Consider the following 17056-nt stretch of genomic DNA (forward strand, 5'->3'; position numbering starts at 1 on the left):
TGAAAACGTATGACGGATCAACGTTGATCGAACGGCTGACGAAGCTGAATAGACCCTCAAAGACAGCCTTCGCGGCAGCATGCGCCCAGCGGCTGTCGCCACTGTATCGCCGCTACTTTGGCGACGGTGAATCTGCCAAAATAGACACATTGGACGGAATCTTGAACCAGATTTGGGACGCTGCCAAGGGGAAAGATGTCACGCTGGACGGCCTGGATGACGTGGCTGAGAGCCTGGTGCCCATTGACGATGAACGACTGGGTGACCCTGCCTATGCGCAAAGTGCCACCGCATGCGTTGCCTATGCTGCCAGCCTTTGGCAATCAGATGATCCTGTCGATGCTGAACTGGCGGCCAGGCAGGTCTATGACGCTGCGGACTGTGGAGCATGGACCCTGTTTCCTATCCTGGGGGCAGTCCCGCCAGGAACGGACAAGTTCATCGAACACCAGCCGGTTGTCCAAGCCGCCCTGGACGGGATCGAAAGGGACCTCCTCACCGCCGAGATGGCATCTGCCAATGATGGGTGGGGCGAGCTTCGGCTACGGGCTTCTGCAGAAGGTGAAGCGTGGTGCCTTACTCTTCCATAGCAAGACTTGCATCATGGAACCATTTCCCAATACCGAGTGCACATCGATGCCAGTCACGCGGGTGAAACTCTGCGGGATGGAAGTGTCGAAATAGCAGTGGACGGGGGGAGCCAATACCGTAGCCTTGACGCCATGCATCTATTCCGTCGGAATGACCCCGCTACCCTCTTACATCCCATTTCTGCTTTTTGGGACTGGTGGGGCAGGCAGGGGCACACGATTGATCCGCACCGACAGTCGGCCGCTGTTGATCAGCTAGGCCAGCTGGTGGCGGCGATCCACCCCGAGCTGACCTGGCATTTCGGGGCCGGCAGCATGTCAGAGCACCGGCTGACTGTATCGGCTGCGGGAGTCGCTGAGGTGCGCCCAATAGCGGAACGCTGGCTCCGCGCCGCACCACAGGCAGACGCAACTTGGGAGTTCCGATCGAGCCAAGAGGCCGTTCAGGGTCCCCTCGTCGACGTCCTGGAAATCGCAGGCAGGAAGGTCGACCTGTCAAAGATGCTTTTCCACGTGGACCCTGATGAGCAGAATCTCAGGGTCCATGTCGGGGTCCACCACCCAATGTTCCCCGACCTTCCGGAGACTGTGCGGTGGCAAGTGACCTTTCTCGTTCTCGACTGGCTGCTCGGCGAGGACGACGTGGAGCGATGGATGGGCCGGGTTGAGACACTGGAAACTGTCCCGGTCGCACCCACGGACGGCGCCGGTTTGGTGCGCTCTGTCGCCACGATGGCTGGGCACCACCAACCCGATGAGTGGACTATGGCGCAGTGGCAGAACGCAGACGGCACGCCGGGACTGGCCCTATTTCGTCAGGCGCTGCGATGGATCGACTACCCAACCCTCGACGTACATAACACCGTCCTTGCTACGTTTTCGGCACAAGACAATGGCCTTCCTGCCGACAGTTCCGTACTCGAAGATCTTCGCAGCCTCGAAGGTGAGCTGGAATCCCTTCTTGGTTCCCGGGGATTGCTTGTCGGTCACGAGACCCAATCCGGACAACGCACATTTCACGTCTATACCGATGGCGAGGACCAGAACGTCGCGGCCAGTCTGGCCAGCTGGGCCCGCTCCCGGCGCCTCGGAATTAACTCCGCACACGACCCCGCCTGGCGGCTTGTACGTCACCTTACCGGGTGAGAATTGCTACCCTTTTTCACCAACAAAGTGGACCAGCAGTCGCATATGGGACTGTCAGCCAATAGTTTTGAATGTACTGGATAACCCCGCGCACCTGACGCTAATCCGGGCGGCTGTCGTCTCAGTATGCGCGCCACAGCCCGTCCGTCGACATAGTGGGGACCGTCAAGGGACGCTGGTGCGGCGCTCCCTCGCCCGCGCTCTCGGCGATGACAACAGGCTTACTCCCGCACGAACACGGCAGCTCCTCCAGCTCGCGGCCACGAAGCTCACTGTTGAACCCCGGGATTTGGACCGAGCAATATGGCGACACGAGAGTCTATGGAAGTAATTGACTGGTTAGGGTTTTGGGCCGGACGCCGAATCGTGGCGCGGCAGGATCGAGACTGCCGGTGTCAGATACCGCGGTTGCACACCGTCTGCGATAGACTGGATGCATTAAGCCCCAGCCCCTCTGCCACCGGCAAGGGCTGGCTTTCTTTAACCGGAAGGGGCCGTCCTGGAACCGAAACCGCATCGCAGCTACGAGCAACAGCTGGAAATCCTCCTCTCACGAGGGATGCTCATCCCCAGCCGCGACGATGCGCTGCGAGACCTGCGGAACGTCGGCTACTACCGGCTGGCCGCCTACTGGTACCCGTTCCGTGAAATTGACCATGTTGACGTGGACGGGACCGTAGTCCGCTCGGACCTGCTCCATGCAGGAACGACATTCGATGACGCCCACGCGTTGTGGACGTTTGACCAACGGCTCCGCCTCATACTGCTGGAGGCGCTGGAACAGATCGAGGTCGCCCTGCGTGTCAGGACGGCCCACTGCATCGGCGCCCAGGATCCCTTCGCGCACTTGAATGCCTCCCACCTGGACACGGCCCGCTGCGTGGCACCGGTTCAGACGCCGCAAGGGCCAATGATGGCCCATCAATGGTGGGTGGCCCGTTACGAGGAAAAGCTGGCAAGCACCCACGATGACATCCTGCGGTTGTACAGGTCCCGCTGGGATCTCAAACCCCCCGTATGGATTGCCGTTGAACTGCTCGACTTCGGCATGCTCTCAACCTTCTTCAGGCAGTTTCTAACCAAAGCCCAGCACAGTGAAATCTCACGGACTTTCGGAATCTCCCAGGGCAGCTTTCTGGTCAACTGGATCAAAGTCCTCAATCACGTCCGCAACATGTGCGCCCACCACGCGCGTGTCTGGAACCAGCCAGTGACCTTCCGGCTCCAGCGAATACCCACCGGAATGTCACCCCTTCTGGACCCACTAAATACGCTGACCGGAACACCGAAGACACGCATCTACTCAGTCCTGTACCTCTGCGCGTTCCTCCTTGACGGCCTTGGTGACAACAGCGACTGGATGAACAACGCACACGCCCTCCTGGCCTCCTTCCCCAATGTTCCCGGACCCACCCTCAACGACATCGGCGCACCCGGCAACTGGCAGACCCACGCCATCTGGAATACCCGAAACTGAAAACACCTTGCAAAAAAGTATTCACAACACAAGCTCGTGCCCGCCCAGAATCCTGGGAAACCGGATTCGCATTTCATCGAATCCGGCAGTCATTTTTCGGTTCGCAATTTGACTCACGAAACGGTCCCGATTCATGCCGCGGAGGACGCCAGATTAGCAGCAAATTGCCCTTTCATCATGGAAGTTGGTGCTCCGCTCCCCCAACAAAACATCACCAAATTGCTTGTTTCGCAATGGCAACTAACCACCTGGCAGGCCGGACCGAAACCGCAGCCTGAACAACGCGAATGGTTGAGGCACAACAGCCTTCTTTTCACAACCAGTGGCATGCCACCAGCCATGCCCACGAACCTGCAAACGGCCAGTAAATAGCAGTTCCGGGGCTGCGCTGCGGGGCTTCGTCACGTTTTACTCACGTTTTTGAACGAAAACCCATGCCAAATATTGGCATGCCAATGGGGCCCCGTTGTTCCGCACTCCCCCGGAATTTGGCGGATTTTGGCGCCGGTTGAAGGCTGTTGGCATGAGGTTCCTGGGTTTCTCTTGGCCGTCGGTTCGAGTCCGACCCGGGGCACCAATGTGGCGCTGACCTGCGGTTATGTCCCCCAGGCCAGCAACGGCAAGGGCCCAAAATTATCACAACTCACCTTTTACTCATCTATTTCAGCAAAATTCTCTTGGACTGGCACTCATCTATTTGAAGACCGCCAAGTCATCTTTTTGGACAGGGGAGCCCAAAAAGTGGCCAAAATCCGCGGTTTCTCCGAGCCTGGAAAGCACGAAGGCCAGATTGCCATAAATTGGCCCTCCGATCGCCGTACTCGCATACGATTCCTTCGGGGCGAATGGTTTCCCGCCCAGGGGAACAGCACCCAGCCGCCATAGACCTCACTGCGTGACACTGCAGAGGCACGCGCGAACCATTTGGCTTTCATCTTGACATTAGGCACCACGGAAGCCCACAAGGAAATCCAACCCACCGCGCCACGTCCTCAGCCAAGCGACCAATCGCGGTCATCCACTGCAACACGTAACAATGATTAGCGGGTAAATCTCAGCGTTACCAACTGGAAGGGGCGCAGGGTCAACTTGGCATGGTCCGTCCCGGTGGCCACGCCGGCCTCGCCTGGATGGTCCCTTTCGAGTAGGTCCGTGGTGTTGACCGAGCGGGTCGCAAAGCCCGCTTGTATTGTTCCGGTGCTGCGTTGGCCCAGTGATTCGTAGAGGCGGACAATTACGTCGCCGGAATGGTCTTCGGCGAGCTTGACTGCCTCGATGACGATGCCGGGATTTGAAAGTACAAACAACGGTTCCACTGTGTGCGCCCCACTGAACATGCGCGCGGTGAGGTTGGTCCGGTAGCCTTCCTCGACTGCGTCGGCGATCTCTGCGCCCGGGCGGACAGTAACGGTAAAGGAGTGCGGACCCCTGTCACTGTTGGGGTCAGGATATTTTGGGGCCCGCAACAGCGACAACCGTACCCGCGTCGTGGTCCCGCCGTCGTCACGTATTGAGCGGGATACGTCGTGTCCGTAGCTTGCATCATTGGTGACGGCCACGCCATAGCCTGGTTCGCCGACGTGGATCCATCTGTGTGCGCAGATTTCAAATTTGGCTGCCTCCCATGACGTGTTTTCGTGGGTGGGCCGGAAGACGTGGCCGAATTGGGTTTCAGCTGCTGACCGGTCGGCCCGGACATCGAAGGGAAACCCAAGCTTGAGCAGCTTGTCATTTTCCTGCCAGTCGATCTCGGTAGTAATCGAGATCGATTTCGCTCCCGGCGTCAGACTGATCCTTTGGATAATTTCAGACTTCCCCGTGTTTCGGGCGACCACGACGCATGCCATGCCTTCTTCGAACATGACCGGCCGGGTCGTTTCTTCAAGACTTGTCACGTTTTGGCGGTAGTGCTCGTCGATGTCCCATGCGTCCCATTGGTTGGGGATGTCCCGGTGGAGCTCGAGGTGGTTGCCGAACGTATTTGGCGCTATGGATTCGCGTCCGCTCGCGTAATCCACGAGTGAGACTAGGCGGCCCGCCGAATCGACGGCTGCCTTGATGAGGCCATTGTCCAAGACATGGACGCCGTCCTTGACTGAAGTCGCCACCGGCGCCCCAGATTCCTTGATGGGAGCCGCGCCCAATGCTGAAACCCCGTCCCTGCTGTGGGGCGTTGCATTCAGGAGCAGCCGAATATCTCCAATACCCGCCGCTTGCTCAGCAGATTTCGTGATGACGGATTCCAGGTCGCGGCTGATCGCAGCGTAGTTGCGCTCCGCGTCCTGGTGCACCCAGGAGATGGAAGAGCCAGGAAGAATGTCGTGAAATTGTTGCAACAACACGAGCTGCCATATCCTCGAGAGCTCCTCGTATGGATATTGGGCGCCATTGCGAATCGTGGCCGTCGTCGCCCAAAGTTCGGCTTCCCGAAGCAGATGTTCGCTGCGACGATTGCCACGTTTCGTGTTGGACTGGGACGTGTATGTGCCTCGATGGAGTTCCAAATACATTTCCCCGACCCAAACCGGGATCCGCTTGTTTTCGTCCTGGGCCTCCTGGAAGAAGCTGGATGCCGAACCGATTCTTACCCTTGGCGAGCCTTCCAAGTCGTTGGTGCGCGCCGCGGCTGCCAACATTTCCCGGGTTGGGCCTCCCCCGCCGTCTCCCCAGCCAAAAGGAACCAGGGAGACGTTCCCTCTGCCTTTCTCCCGATAGTTGCGCTGGGCGTGGGCAAGTTCAGCCCCGGACAGCTCAGAGTTGTACGTGTCAACGGGCGGGAAATGCGTGAACACTCGCGTGCCGTCAATGCCTTCCCACTCGAAAGTGTGGTGGGGGAACTTGTTGGTCTGGTTCCAGGAGATCTTTTGCGTCAAGAACCACTTAGACCCCGCCGCCTTGACTATCTGGGGAAGTGCGCCCGAATAGCCGAAGGAATCCGGAAGCCAGACTTCCTGCGTGTCCACCCCGAATTCTTCAAGGAAGAACGTTTTTCCGACCACAAACTGGCGGGCCAGCGCCTCACCGCCAGGCATGTTGGTGTCCGATTCGACCCACATGCCCCCGACAGGAACAAATTGGCCAGCTTTCACCTTTTCCTTGATGCGGAGAAAGAGGTCGGGATAGAACTCCTTCATCCAGGCCAGTTGCTGGGCCGAGGAACATGAAAAGACAAATTCCGGGTAGGCATCCATCAAGGCAACGACATTGGAGAAAGTTCTCGCGCATTTGCGAATAGTCTCTCGGACTGGCCACAGCCAGGCAGAATCGATGTGGGCGTGGCCGGTGGCAACAATTCGGTGTGCCGAAGCATAAGCAGGACGGCCCATCACCTCGGCGAGTTCGGCACGGCCCGCCGACGCGGTGCCCGGCACATCTTCCGGGTCCATTGCGTTGAGCATGCTCTCAAAAGCTGTCAGCAAGTCAGCCCTCCGCGGAACCTCAGTGCTCAACTCGCGCATTAGCCCCCGGAGGGTCCAAATGTCTTGCCGGAGGGCCCAGACCTCGTCATTGCGTTCGGCAACTTCCACCTGTTGAAGCCGGTAGATCGGGTCGGATCCTGCCGTCGCCTTGTCGCCCAACACCGTCGGGGCAAATATGAAAGCTTCAGCAACATTCGGATTTGCTGCGGCCTCAACATACAGATCAATGGTGGGGCCAGCGACTGGTATCCAGTTGTTTCGTGGTGAGAGTGCCTTGACGATGGTTCCGTCCGAGTTCCAGACAATTCCTTCACACTGGAATCCCGGAGAGTTGATATTGAAGCCCAAGTCCACCAGCAGTTCGACGGTATGCCCCGGGGTCTTGCCAAAGTCCGCCGGTACAGTTCCCGTGATGTGGAACCATACTGTTCCCCAGGGTTTCCCCCACGGTTGTCCTACTTCAAATGGTTTGTATTGTTCGCTCAGGGCTTGGGCAGCAGGGACCGGTTCATCAGGCGCCTCCCACATCGAAACGGACAGAGCCTCGGACCGCGTGTAGATCGATGGCTCGATTCGCTCGGTCAGGAACCGGTCGAGCCGTCCTTCGGTAATGAGCCGGAAGTCATGCATGAGTCCTCCTTGGAAGGTCAGAATATTTGTTAGCCCTTGACTGCGCCGGCCATGGCGAATGACCCGCCCAGGACCTTCTGCACGATGACGTACAGCACGATGACGGGCACGGAATAGACGAGGGAAAAAGCAGCCAGCTGGCCATAGGCCACCGCGCCGTATTGGCCAAAGAAGCTGAAGATCGAAACTGCCGCTGGCTGCTTGTCTGGCGAGAGCAGCAACACGAAGGGGACGAAAAAATTCCCCCAGCCTTGTATGAAGACAAAGATAAAGACCACGGCGATCCCCGGACGCATGAGCGGAACGACTATTGCGCGCAGGGTTTGCATTGACGAGGCGCCATCCACCCAGGCAGCCTCTTCTAGGGAGATGGGGACTTCGTCCATGAAGTTCTTGGTCATCCAAATGGCCATCGGCAGGGATGTTGCCGCCATGAAGAACATCGTGCCGGTCAAGGAATCCATCAGGTTCAGTGTTACGAAGAGACTGTAGACGGGCACCATCATGGCTGTGATAGGCAGTCCTGTGCCAAACAGGACGCCGTAGAGGAACGGCTTTTTAATCCGGAGTGGATAGCGTGAGAGTGGGTAGGCGGCCAATACGGCACAGGTCACGGTGACCAGCGCACACCCGGCCGACAGCAGGAAGCTGTTCCATAACGGGATAAGGGTCTGCTCGGGCGTCATGACCTTGGCAAAATTGGCCAACGACCACTGTGCCGGCCAATTGACCGCCAGGGTGGCCTCCGTGTCGAACGACGCCAGTAGCAGCCACACCATCGGCAGCAAGAAGCACAGCGCCAGAAACAACAGGAGCCCGTTCGTTAGCGATTTGACACCGAGGTGCCGTGGGGAAGACATCGAAATCTTGGGAAGTGCAGCAACACTCACTTAGTCCACCTCGGGCTTCAGGACTCGAAGGTAAATTATTGAAAAGATTGCCCCCACCACCAGAAGAATGGTGGCGATTGCCGTCCCGTAGCCAAGGTTCGAGAACTGGAATGCTTCCTGGTAGGCCAAAACAGGCAGGGTGGAGCTCTTGCTGCCTGGCCCGCCAGCCGTCATCACCCAGATCAAGGTGAAAACCGACAGGGTCTGGAGTGTAATCAGCATGAGGTTCGTCGAAATGCTACGCCGGATCATGGGCAAGGTAATGTTCCACATCCGCTTCCATCCTCCCGCCCCATCAACGGTGGCCGCCTCCGTTATTTCAGGGGGAATGTTCATGAGCGCGGCCGAATAAACCATCATGGAAAATGCGGTTCCCCGCCATACATTGGCTAAGGTGACCGCAAGCATCGGTGTGTCGTACAACCAATTGATGGTGGGCAAGCCAACGGCGTGCAGGATGACGTTCAGGGTTCCTGTGTTGCTAAAGAATGCGTACGCGCCAAACGCCGCAACGATCTCAGGCAGCACCCATGCTGCGACGACAGACGCACCGACGGCGGCGCGAACCACCTTGTTGGACTTTCGCATCAACACGGCCAGCGCAAGCCCAATCAGGTTTTGCCCGATGACCGCGGAAGCGAAGACGAAAATGAGGGTCAGTAGCAACGACATCGGAAAGGCTGAGGATGTAAACAAGCTGCTGTAGTTATCCAAGCCAACAAATGAAGTGTGGTTGGCTGCTGCCCCTGTTAGCGCCGAATTGGTGAACGATCCATAGAACGACCACACCACGGGCCCCAACAAGAAGACCGCGAGCAAGACGGTGGCCGGCAGCAAGGGGACCAGCCGTGCCGGCCGTGGCCTTTTCTTCCTGGACGGGAACCGGGGTTCCCCAGCACTCGGAGAAGTGACCGTTCCCACGGGCAGCACCCCGGTCCCGCCCATTCTTACTTGCCGCCAGTCGTCTTGGCAGGGCCAACGGCCGACGAAACCGCCTGGTCGTACGCCTGCGCTGCTTGGTCAACCGTTTGTTGACCGGTCATGACTGCTTCCATGGCTACTTGGATGTTGTTGGACACCTTGGGGTAATCAGTATTGGCAGGGCGGAACTTTGTAACCGCCACGACATCCGACAGGACGCCAAAAGCCGAGCTCGAGGACTTGTACGCAGGATCAGACATGACGTCCTTGCGTACGGCAATTTGAGCTCCGTCGATGTCGTAACTCAATGAGTTCTTCTGATTCAACGCCGTTTCCAAGAACTTCACCGCAAGATCGGGGCTTTTCGTTTTGGCACCAACAGAAAGCGTCCAGCCGCCGGACATGCTCACAGAACCAGGAGCTTGCCCATTCTGAGTGGGCATGGCGGCGGTGGCCATCGTTTTCTCCCACCCCGGCCACGGAGTAGCGCCCGTAGGGCCCCAGTTACTTGGGAGCCACGACCCGTCCAACGCTATTGCGAGCTTGGACTGGGGCAGCCACTGGCCACCAACAATGCTGTTTATTTGCGCGTCAAGGGCTTGTTGGGGTGTGGGTGTCAACCCCTCAGAGTAAACCTTGTGGATAAAGGCCAGGGAGTCCTTAAACCCTTGAGAACCCAGCACCCACTTCTGGCTGGCGCTGTCGAAGAGCGGTGTGGGCGTGCCATAGTTCAGCATCTCAAATCCCTGCATTGAAGAGGCCTCACCGGCGGCCTTGCCCGAATAGACGTTCAGGGGCATGACGCCGGGAACTTTGTCTTTGATCGTCTGGGCGGCCGTGATGATGTCTTGCCAGGTCTTGGGCTGCCACGGCACTGTGATGCCGGCCTTCTGGAACAATTCCTTGTTGTACCAAAGTGCACGCGTGTCGGTGCCCATGGACACGCCATAAATCTTGCCGTCGTCGCCCTTGCCTGCATCCTGGGCACTGGTGACAAATTGGTTCCATTCCGGCCACTTGCTCAGGTAGTCGTCCAAGGGGAGCAAGTACCCGGCAGCGGCGTCGGACTTGATCAAGAACGTGTCCTCGTAGGCGATGTCGGGCGCCGTGGATGCCGACTTGTTCATGAGTGAGAGCTTCGTATAGTAATCGTTTTCCGCCGCCTTGATCGGCACCAACGTGACCGTCGTGCCCGGGTTGGCTTTTTCCACTTCCGACTTCGCGGTGTTCAGAAGCTTTTCCAGCGGCTGGTAGTTACCAAATTGCTGGTAGGCGACCTTGATGGTGGTGTTTGCCGGCCCCGCGTTGGTGCTTCCACAGCCGGACATCGACATCGCCGTCAGTGCCGATAGCCCGATGGCTGCCAGTTGTAACTTTTTCACGTTGCTCCCTTGCATCGATCCCCAGTTATCCATGAAGTGTTGCTTCGCCTCCCGCCCCGCGGGAACTAATCCTGCATCACCCGGCGAGTGCCAGTCACCTGCCGCATAGCGGTCAAATTTGAAACCGACACCCCTGCGTGATGTACAACACATGGCTCCTCATTATCTAAATCTAATTGAGTAAGTAAAGTCAAGGACTTTTTTGAATGCCACGTTTCGTCTCGGAGCAGCCCGCATGGCCGGCCATGGCAAGGGACGCCGATAGGCAAGGCAGGCCCGAGTCCCGAGCCGGATGAAGCCGCGAAATTAGTCCTGGAGCAACAGTCCGGTCTGTTTGGGCGCCAACATGTGGTCCAAAATCGCGCATCCAGCCCCGATTGCCGCGATGTCCTCCCCCAGGACTGAACTCGTGACGTCAATTCCGTGAATCGCGCGCACTTCGTATCGTGCCGCTAGTTCCGGGCCAAGGATCCCCAAGTAGCGCCGACTCACGGGATGCCACATGGGTCCGCCGAGAATTACGGTGTCAACGTCAATCAGGCTGGCGACGTTTTCCACTGCCACTGCCAGTTGCCGCGCTGAAGTGTCGACGATGTCGCGTGCACCAGGGTCACCCTTGTCCGCAAGACGGCCGAGTTCCACAAAGGCCTCGATAACTTCTCCCGAGTCTGCCCCATTAATCAAGGGGGGCAATACGCCACGTTCGATGGCCCATGCGACGAGGTTGGCCGGCTGGGTTGCCGCCCCGACGCAGCCAGACCGCCCACAAGAACAAAGTGGCGTAGTTGAACCAGTGGCAAAATGACCGATTCCACCCACATTGTTGGACGCGCCCCTGAGGACTTGACCGTCGACAACCAGCCCCGCACCTATTCCCGTGCCCAAGTAGATGAAGGCGAAATTCTCATCGTCGTTGTCCCTGGACCACTGTTCTCCATGGGCCGCGGCTATGACGTCCTTCTCCATCAGGACGGGCAGCCCCACGGCATCCCGAAGGGCTTCCCGCACCCGAATCGCGTCCCATCCCTGAAGGAGAGGCGGAGAGACGATGGTTCCCATTGCCTCATCTATGGGCCCTGGAACTGCGATGCCGATCCCCAATAGTCGTTCCGGGGGAATACGCACCGAGGCGACCCATTGTTCAATAATCTCGGCAATCCGCGCAACCATAGTGGCTGCATCGACACCAAGGCCAGTCTGTTCCCTTGATCGGAATGCGACGCTCCCTGTGAGGTCCAGTGCAACAACCGTTATCACCGACGGGTCCAAATGGACGCCGATCGCAAACCTGCTGTTCGGAACCACCACCAGTGGCGTGCGCGGTTTTCCAATTCCCGTGACCGTTTTTTCTCCCTCAGAGACGATTCCCTGCTTCAGCAGCCGACGGACAATATTTGACACGGTCTGGGTCGACAAGCCACTGGTTTGCACCAGCTCCGTCCTGCTGATGCCATCCTGTGAGCGCCGAATCGCATCCAAGACAACGGCCTGGTTGAAATCCCCCACCTTCCCAAGATTTGACCCACGGCCCACGGGCGACGCTCCTTAAGTCGAATGATGAGACTAACTATAAGGCCGCATCCGCCTGGCCCCCATGCCTCTCCCCTGCGGAGCCAGGCCGCACCGACCACCAAAGACCACCAAAGACCTCCGTGACGCCAAATTGGACCATCCCGAGACGTACCTATCATCGTCCATAAAGAGGAAACAAAACTGTGTCAAAAACAGATCCGACCCCATTTCAGTGGCGATCGTCGCCGCCGAAACCAGTCACCCTAACCACAGCAATTGGAAAAGCCAGCGCTTCCCACGCCCTGCAACAACTGCTCGACAAAATCGGCGATTAACACGGCACCACTATCCCATACACCCGCCCCGCCAGGCCCATCGACGGACGGGCAGAAGCAGCCACGCTCCACAGGTGCGCGACACCGCCACGCAGCGGCGCGCTGGGCACGGCAAATAAGGTTCGAGTAACGAAGTCCCTTCAAGGGTTACGGCCGCAAGTTCCTCGTGGAGGCTATACAAAATGAAGTGATCTCTGTCTATGTCCCGGACATCTGCAACGGCCTCCCGCCCCCATGCGCGTTCCTCCGGACCAATAAGCGTGTCAGCGGAACCGAGGAGGATGGTCGAAGCGATCTCGGACCAAGCCACCGCGCGTACCGGATCACTGAGCATCCTGGACGTGACTGGCCAGCGCGGCTTGGACCCCAGGTATGCCCGCACATCGGCAGGAAGCTCCAGTGCTGCAGGGCCTTCATGAAGCCACCAGTCACTATCCAGGGCCCCAGTCTCCGCGCTGGTGACGTATCAGTGGCTGTGGCGGAGTCCTCCCGGACGTTTTTGCCAGGGCCGAGGTTTGCGTATATTTGTCAGTCATCATCTCACTACCCGGCATCCATTGCTTGGTGGATCTGCAGGGCGATCCAGGCTTGGGCCAGCCCCGAGGTTTCGGTCAGATCAAGACCAGTCAGCTCACTAATTTTTCGGATGCGGTAAATGATGGTTTGTCGATGGACGAAGAGGGCAGCGGCGGTCTTTTGCCAGGAGCGCTGGTTGTCGAGGTATGTTCCCAATGTGAGAATAAGGTCTGGTTTGCGTCCCCTCTCATATTCAATAACGGGCCCGAGCACGTGCTGAACCAGTGCCTGGCCTTCGACGAAACTGGTCAATCCCAGCCAGGACGGCCCCTGGGCATAGCGCACCAGCGACTCCCCCGAGCTGGCTGCCGTGCCCAGAGCCCACATCGACTCCTGCAAGGCACTTTGAAATCCGGACGCCGTCGCAGGCCGGCTGAGCCCTATCCTGACCCCCGGTCCGACGGCGTGGCGCAGCAGATCCTGCGGGCACCCGGCGGAAATAGCGACATGAAGCCTATTGGCACGGCGCAAGCATGCGGATGCATAGCCGTGCCGCCACAAATTCGCATGGATGTTGTCAAGGCCTTGCTCATCCGGGCTGGACATCGTTGCGATGATAAAGTCGTTCGCCGGCAAACCAAAACCCGACAACCGGCTTTCCATGTCCGCGGTACCGTGGTGCCCGTCGATGGCCCGCAAGAAGAATTCTGATCCCAGCCTGTATTGGTTCTCCAGTTCCAGGACGGTCCCCGACAGTTCAAGCCCCAGCACCGTTGCGGCGTGCAGGAGCACCACGGCGTCGGGGTGCAGCGCCGAATTAGGCAAAACAACCAGGAGCGCATTTGCATGCGTGGGGATGTCCATCATCAGCAAATGCCGGTCCCCGCCCAAGTGGTGCCACTGGAAATGTTTGACGACCTCGGCGGCCTGCCCGAGCAGCGGGATCAGCGCCTCGGCCAGCTCATGCGGGATCGCCTCACCGTGTGGATGCCACGGATGCAAACAGCGTTTATCGAGCACAAAGAGCTGCGCGTCCAATTCGCCTGCCATTCTGGTCCGGAGCGCATTCCACCCATTTCCGGTAGTCCCCACCTGCCGGACCAAGTCGTAGATGCGGGCCGTCTGGCGCAATCTGCGTGACTCCTCCAGCAGGGATGCTTCGGCCACAGAGCGGGCTATGGCAATGAATGGCAAAGGGTACGGAACGCTGAGAAGCGGCAAGGGGAGGCTGTTGCAGGCAGCGACGAATTCTGGCTGGAACTCGGGCGCATGCATCTTCTCACCAATGGCCAGCGCACTTGCCCCCGCCTGAACCAATGCCTCCGCAAAAGCCACCTGGCCCGCAGAGTCGCTGGGCAGCGAGAGCCCATTGGTCATCATCAGCTCGCCGCCGGTAACCCATTCCCACAGTCGTGGAAGGTCGGAAGTGTGAGCCCAAGTAATTTGGTTCCCCAAACCGGCAGAACCGGCCAACAAGGAGAGCCCAAGTTGAGGCTCGCCCAGCAGTTCGGCGACAGTAACTCCCACGGAGGCCTTCCTAAATAGTCGCCCGGTAGTTCCCCGAGCAGGACTTAGACAAATGTATAAGCGACTCTGGCTATTGTAGTCAATGTGCAGATATGTTTCGTGACGCCAATCACGAATGATGGAGGAACAATTATCCCGCTCAGTGATGAGCATTCACGAAAGAGGGTTTGCAATGAGTGCAACGAGCAATCTCATTGATGACGCCCCGTTAACCTGGTTTCACAAGAAGTTGACCGTTTTCTCCTCGGGCGGGCCATTCATCGACGGCTACGCACTGTCAATCATTGGCATCGCGCTGATCACCATGACGCCGGGATTGAAGCTGTCCACGGGTGAAATCGGGATGATTGGCGCAGCAAGCTTGGTGGGCATCTTCTTTGGCGGTGCCATCTTCGGGTGGCTCACCGATAAGATCGGCCGCCACAAAATGTATATCGCGGACCTCATAGCGCTTGCCGTCTTCTCCCTCCTGAACGGCTTCGCGAACGAAGTGTGGCAGGTGGTCCTGTGCCGGTTCCTGCTCGGCATGGCCATCGGCGCCGACTACCCGATCGCCACATCACTGCTGGCCGAATTCCTGCCCAAGAAATACCGCGGGCGACTGCTCGGTGCCACCTTCGTGGTCTGGGCGGTAGGTGCCGCCAGCGCGTTCGCCGTTGGCTATCTGCTACGCAGCTTCGGGCCCGATGCCTGGCGAGTCATGGTTGCAAGTCCAGCAGTATTCGCAATCATCACGCTGTTGTGCCGGCTCGGTACACCGGAATCACCCCGGTGGCTGCTGTCCCGAGGCCGCAAAGATGAAGCCCGGGCCGTGATCAAGCAGGTCTACGGGCACCAATACGACCTAAGTGACATCTCTTCCGATGTCGATGCCAACACCAGCCGGGCAAAATTTACCGACATCTTCAAGGGCCGCCTTTGGAAGCGGACACTGTTCGTCTCCATCTTTTGGACCGCCCAAGTCATTCCGCTGTTCGCCGTCTACACTTTCGCCCCGGATCTGCTCTCCTCCTTCGGCCTATCGGGAGACGCGAACCTCTACGGCGGGTCGCTGCTGATCTCAATGCTGTTTGTCATCGGAGGCATCCCCGGCCTGTGGCTGGTCGAAAGGATCGGCCGACGCAAACTGCTGCTGTGGAGCTTCGCCGTCATCGTTGTAGCTCTGGCGATCCCGGCCTTTATCCACGATGTGCAGGCCACGCCCCTGTTCATTGCCTTGGCCATTTTCGCCCTGGCATCGGGAGCCTCCAGCTTCCTCGAAGTCGTCTATCCCAATGAGCTGTTCCCCACCGAAATCCGTGCCACAGCCGTTGGTTTTGGCACCGCCATCAGCCGGGTGGGATCAGCTGCCAGCACCTACCTCATGCCGGCCGCCATCATCAGCTTTGGCGCCGCAGGTTCCCTGCTCATAGGTGCCGGCATTACCCTGGTCGGCCTGGTGGCAACACTCATCCTCGCACCGGAGACAGCCAACAAGACACTTCACGAACTCACCACCAAAAACAACACTGCCTCACCGACAGAAATCAAAGTAACCGAAGGATCCCTCCCATGACCTCGCACAAGCCCGTCGGCCCCGTCGACACAACCAAAGTCCCCCGCTACGCCGGACTGGCCACTTTTGCCAAGCTTCCGCAGATCGACCAGGTCCCCGATTACGACATCGCCATCGTAGGCGTCCCGTTCGACGGCGGCACCTCCTACCGCCCCGGCGCCCGTTTCGGTCCGGCCGCCGTCCGTGAAGCGTCCAGGCTGCTGCGTCCCGGCTACCATGTGGAGCTCGACGTCGAGCCCGTCAACGAAGCACAAGTTGTAGATGCCGGCGACCTTGCATGCACGCCATACGATATTGCCCAAGCAGTGAAGGAAATTGAAGAGCAGGCCCTGCCCCTCATGGCAACGGACAAGCGGGTCATCGCGATCGGCGGTGACCACACGATTGCCCTTCCCATGCTTCGGGCACTCACCGCGGTCCACGGGCCAGTCGCCTTGCTGCATTTCGACGCACACCTGGATACGTGGGACACGTACTTCGACCAGCCCGTCACCCACGGAACCATCTTCCGCCGAGCATTCGAGGAAGGGCTCCTCGTGGAGGACAGCTCGATGCACATCGGGATCCGCGGCCCCGTCTACGACCGGGCCGACTTCCTGCGGGACCACGAATTCGGGTTCCAGATCATCCGCTGCTCCGACCTGGACGTGACCGGCGTGCCCGCCGCCATCCAGCAGGTCACGGAACGACTCGGCAACACGCCCGTCTACGTCTCCATCGACATCGACGTCCTCGACCCGTCCTATGCACCCGGAACCGGTACACCCGAAATGGGCGGCCTGCATTCACGCGAACTGCTCGCCCTACTGCGAGGACTGAACGGCATCAATATCGTCGGCGCCGATGTCGTCGAAGTTGCCCCCGCCTACGACCACGCAGACATAACCTCCATCGCCGCGGCAACAGTCGTTTTCGACCTGCTGGGCCTCATGGTTAACCGCAGTAAGGGCGCCTCCTTCGCCGGGGAACGCGACCTGGAAAGGTCAGCCGTCTAATCACGAACCGCACTGTGGGCCCGCAGACCGAACGCGGGCCCACAGCCGCGAATGAGTTGTGGGTTCCACCCCGAAGAGTTGGAGAGCCTTTCGTCCAACGTCACTCAAACCAACTGCATCTTTCCTGACAGCGAAAACCCCTGTCTTTCAGCGTTCACAGT

Annotated in this window: 12 protein-coding genes; 6 read left to right on the forward strand and 6 right to left on the reverse strand. The window is 58.9% G+C overall.

The window, feature by feature from the left end:
• The 4 genes from G6N77_RS13910 to G6N77_RS13925 all read left to right on the forward strand — a co-directional run.
• A partial coding sequence (locus G6N77_RS13910; RefSeq protein WP_205678293.1) for a DUF416 family protein occupies positions 1 to 590 on the forward strand: 590 nt, incomplete at its 5' end.
• A gap of 267 nt (positions 591 to 857) precedes the next feature.
• Complete coding sequence (locus tag G6N77_RS20350) at positions 858 to 1736, forward strand: DUF695 domain-containing protein (RefSeq protein ID WP_165182775.1); 879 nt, start codon at positions 858 to 860, stop codon at positions 1734 to 1736.
• 559 nt (positions 1737 to 2295) lie between these two features.
• Positions 2296 to 3213, forward strand: a complete 918-nt coding sequence (locus G6N77_RS13920) for an Abi family protein (protein ID WP_165182776.1) — start codon at positions 2296 to 2298, stop codon at positions 3211 to 3213.
• Between the two features lie 36 nt (positions 3214 to 3249).
• The gene (locus G6N77_RS13925) at positions 3250 to 3585 is read left to right on the forward strand and encodes a hypothetical protein (protein WP_165182777.1); all 336 of its coding nucleotides are present in this window, start codon (positions 3250 to 3252) and stop codon (positions 3583 to 3585) included.
• Positions 3586 to 4253: 668 nt separating this feature from the next.
• Here G6N77_RS13925 and G6N77_RS13930 read toward each other — a convergent pair.
• From G6N77_RS13930 to G6N77_RS13955, 6 genes are all read right to left on the reverse strand, one after another.
• A complete protein-coding gene (locus tag G6N77_RS13930) occupies positions 4254 to 7262 on the reverse strand; it encodes an alpha-mannosidase (protein ID WP_165182778.1) in 3009 nt (1002 codons plus the stop codon).
• Between the two features lie 29 nt (positions 7263 to 7291).
• A complete protein-coding gene (locus tag G6N77_RS13935; RefSeq protein ID WP_205678299.1) occupies positions 7292 to 8122 on the reverse strand; it encodes a carbohydrate ABC transporter permease in 831 nt (276 codons plus the stop codon).
• A 30-nt stretch (positions 8123 to 8152) separates the two neighbouring features.
• The gene (locus G6N77_RS13940) at positions 8153 to 9097 is read right to left on the reverse strand and encodes a carbohydrate ABC transporter permease (protein WP_165182779.1); all 945 of its coding nucleotides are present in this window, start codon (positions 9095 to 9097) and stop codon (positions 8153 to 8155) included.
• 2 nt (positions 9098 to 9099) lie between these two features.
• On the reverse strand, positions 9100 to 10488 hold the full coding sequence (locus G6N77_RS13945) for an extracellular solute-binding protein (protein WP_240902164.1): 1389 nt from the start codon (positions 10486 to 10488) through the stop codon (positions 9100 to 9102).
• Between the two features lie 273 nt (positions 10489 to 10761).
• A complete protein-coding gene (locus G6N77_RS13950) occupies positions 10762 to 11961 on the reverse strand; it encodes an ROK family transcriptional regulator (RefSeq protein ID WP_165182780.1) in 1200 nt (399 codons plus the stop codon).
• 884 nt (positions 11962 to 12845) lie between these two features.
• Positions 12846 to 14345: a PucR family transcriptional regulator gene (locus G6N77_RS13955; RefSeq protein ID WP_165182781.1), complete on the reverse strand. Its 1500-nt coding sequence runs from the start codon at positions 14343 to 14345 to the stop codon at positions 12846 to 12848.
• A 115-nt stretch (positions 14346 to 14460) separates the two neighbouring features.
• On the opposite strand from G6N77_RS13955, the gene G6N77_RS13960 reads away from it, so the two are divergent.
• Both G6N77_RS13960 and speB read left to right on the forward strand, forming a co-directional pair.
• Complete coding sequence (locus G6N77_RS13960; RefSeq protein WP_240902167.1) at positions 14461 to 15900, forward strand: MFS transporter; 1440 nt, start codon at positions 14461 to 14463, stop codon at positions 15898 to 15900.
• A complete protein-coding gene (gene speB, locus G6N77_RS13965; RefSeq protein ID WP_165182782.1) occupies positions 15897 to 16895 on the forward strand; it encodes an agmatinase in 999 nt (332 codons plus the stop codon). Before G6N77_RS13960 ends, speB begins: the two co-directional genes overlap by 4 nt.
• Positions 16896 to 17056: the final 161 nt, after the last annotated feature.

Source organism: Arthrobacter silviterrae (assembly GCF_011045165.1).
Lineage (GTDB): Bacteria > Actinomycetota > Actinomycetes > Actinomycetales > Micrococcaceae > Specibacter > Specibacter silviterrae.